At 39.8% G+C, this 2970-nt stretch carries 4 protein-coding genes; all 4 read left to right on the top strand.

The window, feature by feature from the left end:
* Positions 1-430 precede the first annotated feature (430 nt).
* Entirely contained in the window at positions 431-1084 is a 654-nt protein-coding gene (locus IQ228_RS24110) for an AAA family ATPase (protein ID WP_193964701.1), read from the top strand.
* On the top strand, positions 1081-1467 hold the full coding sequence (locus tag IQ228_RS24105) for a CopG family transcriptional regulator (protein WP_027401569.1): 387 nt from the start codon (positions 1081-1083) through the stop codon (positions 1465-1467). Before IQ228_RS24110 ends, IQ228_RS24105 begins: the two co-directional genes overlap by 4 nt.
* 222 nt (positions 1468-1689) lie before the next feature.
* Entirely contained in the window at positions 1690-2190 is a 501-nt protein-coding gene (locus IQ228_RS24100; RefSeq protein WP_027401568.1) for a hypothetical protein, read from the top strand.
* Positions 2191-2274: 84 nt separating this feature from the next.
* The gene (locus IQ228_RS24095; protein ID WP_193964699.1) at positions 2275-2592 is read left to right on the top strand and encodes an HNH endonuclease; all 318 of its coding nucleotides are present in this window, start codon (positions 2275-2277) and stop codon (positions 2590-2592) included.
* The last annotated feature ends 378 nt before the right edge of the window (positions 2593-2970 follow it).

Below are 2970 nucleotides of genomic sequence, written 5' to 3'. Positions count from 1 at the left end.
TAAGAGAAAGAAAAAAGTTTGTACCATTGTACAACAATGTATTAATTTATGTATCAGTATTTGTACAAGAATACTTGATAAAAAAAGCAACTTTGTACAGCGCGGCTATTAATTGTACCGGAAATTTTTATACATCAATTAGAATCAATGCAAATTATAATTGGTGTACTAATTAGTGAGACAGAATTAATTACACAATGTTGTTGTGTAAGCGAAGAGTGGCGTTAGTCATATAGAACGAAGCAATTCTAAGGGTTGTGATTGCTTCCCTTCGCTTGCAATGACTGTAAATATTTTTGTCCAATTACTTAATGGCTTCGTCTGCTGTAGTCATCGAATATCATCAATCTCAAGCTAACTAAATTAAAATTTCCTTTATAGTATATACTTAATGCAGTAATGCAGTAATGCAGTAATGCAGTATGGCAGTATGGCAGTAAGTAAGTCAGTAATTGCATTTATCAATCAGAAAGGGGGCTGCTCAAAGTCCACCTCAGCCGTGCATCTAGCCTATTGGTTATCACTCAAGGGTCATAAGGTCAGATTGTTAGATGCCGATGCACAACGCAGTAGTTCCGTATGGTTGAAGTCTATGGAATCGGAAATTGCCACAACCGTATTAAGCGTACCAGATGAACTTTTAGAACAAATCCCAGAGTTAGCAGCCGAATGTGACTATTTAATTGTGGATGGACTAGCAGGTTTATCAGAAGCCAGTCGGGCAATTCTATTTAGGACTGATTTAGCCGTTATTCCCTGTCAACCGACGGGTCTAGATTTACAATCTGCCAGTGATGCCGTGCGCTTAATCAAACAAGCTCAGTCTGTGCGCGGCGGTTCACCAACAGCAGCAGTATTTATTAGTCGTGCTGTTAAGGGTACTAAGTTAAAAGATGAGGCGATCGCCCTGCTATCAAAAATCCAAGAAGTGTCGGTATTAAAAACGGTGATTCACCAAAAACAAGCAATAGCCGATACCTTTGGACAAGGTACAACCATTTGGGGATTGTCCGGTCGTCCGGCGGCGGAATCACAAAGGGAGTACGAAAAACTGTTTAAAGAAATTGTAGGGATGCTGAAGTGAGTACCAAGAAACCTCGGAAATCCCTCGATGATGCCCTGGCAAATGAGTTTGTCTTTGGCGGTACACCATCGGAAACAGAACAGCCCCATGTTGATGACGTGGCAGAAACCATATCAGCACCGACAACCGATAGCTTGAGTGGCTTATCCCTGCCGGAAGCATCAGCCATAATCCCAACTATAACCCCATCCCCACAACCTAAATCATCAATTATGTCTCAACTCCAACAAGTTCCCCCCAAAGAAGCAACAGTGCGTTTAACCGTTGATCTAACTGAATCAATGCACCGCAAATTATCTATGATGGCTGCTAGAACGGGGCGTAAAAAGGCTGAAATTGTTCGCTTCTTACTTGATGAAGCACTTCAGGAAGTAGAAGAGTAATGCAGTAATTCAGTAATGAATGCAGTATAGCAGTAAGTAAATAATGCAAAAATATATTGGTTTGACTTTGTTGGCAATTCCGTTAATGGACATATCGGTTCAGGTACAGTTTCGGAAACTTACGTAATGCAGTAAGTAATGCAGTAATGCAGTAAGTAAATAATGCAGTAATTAAGATTGAGTTAGTACCAATTTAAAACAATTTAAAACAGGAGAGGCACTATGGCGAGAAAGTCTAAGGATTTTAAAGATTTGATGAAACAAGGGCAGAGTTCCCAAGATAAGCAGAAAAGTCTGGAAGCACTGAGAAAGAAGATGAAAGAGGGGGGATTTGGGGAATTGGCTGCAAATATACCCATAGAACCCAAGGGCGCTCCAAAAATGTCAGAAATTCTTCAACAGTTCGTTGCTCCGTATTTAGATAATGTCAGCACATTGAGAAGACGTAAATCATTATTTAGTTTGGCTGTGATAGCCTGGAATGCGGCGGTGATGCCTGAATCTCAACAAAAAACAACACTTGATACTTTCTTGGAACAACAGTTATCAAATCAGGATGCAGAAACTCAACAGGCGATTACACAAATAATTGATGAACTAATTGCTAGGAAACATCAGCATTTCTCTGATAATAAGTATTTTATTCTGGACTTTCAAATCACAGAAACAGGACAACGATACGATATCTCTGTGGCTTCAACTTTGTTGGCAAATCCTCAATGAATTATGACTGTAGCACTCACGTCACACGATTTTCACTACTAGGAAAGTAAAATATTAATATGTAGCGTGTGCATTTCATTTATTATGAGATACCCCAAACACTGGAAAGAACTAGCCAAATCCATCAAGGAAAATTCAGGTTGGCGTTGTCAGAAGTGCGATTCCTACGGAGCGCTTCGCTATCGCGTTTGCTTACGTCCTGGTGAGAAACCTCACACTACTAAACCCCGTGCATACGATCTACAAGTTCACCATTGGAATCGTGACCCCTCAGATAATAGACCCGAAAACCTAGTAGCTTTATGTCCAAAATGTCATCTTAGTTATCATCGCGGTGGTAAGGGTAATATTTCTGTGGGACAGTTGTCGTTGTTTGATTTGTCGGGGTTCGAGAATCGTTAAGTTTTATTGGGGGGAAAATCGTCCTCCACTACCAACTGTTGGTGTCATGATATCGGATAATGCTTGAGGAATGGTTTCTTTAGATTCTGGGGGGTATTCTGTATAGTTAAAGTTTGCCCATTGTTAATCTAGAGTGTGGGTTTTTAGTTGTTTGATGGTGCGAGTTAGAAAGAATTCGTCGTCACCAAAGTATAGGTGTGTTGACATGGTAGTACGGCAATACAATTGTCGTACATGAGCGTAAGCTCTAAACTAACACTTGAATAACCTTGTTCATGCTTAGGATATAAGGGATATAAGTTTAAAATTTATTCTGCATCGAAAGATAGCTGGCTTTCTTAAAGTAGTTCATCAACAGTAAAAACAAGAGTAATAATT

Source organism: Dolichospermum sp. LEGE 00246 (assembly GCF_015207865.1).
In the GTDB taxonomy this organism is placed as follows: domain Bacteria; phylum Cyanobacteriota; class Cyanobacteriia; order Cyanobacteriales; family Nostocaceae; genus Dolichospermum; species Dolichospermum heterosporum.
Note: the sequence above shows the minus strand (reverse complement) of the source record. Positions and strands in the feature narration are given on the sequence as shown.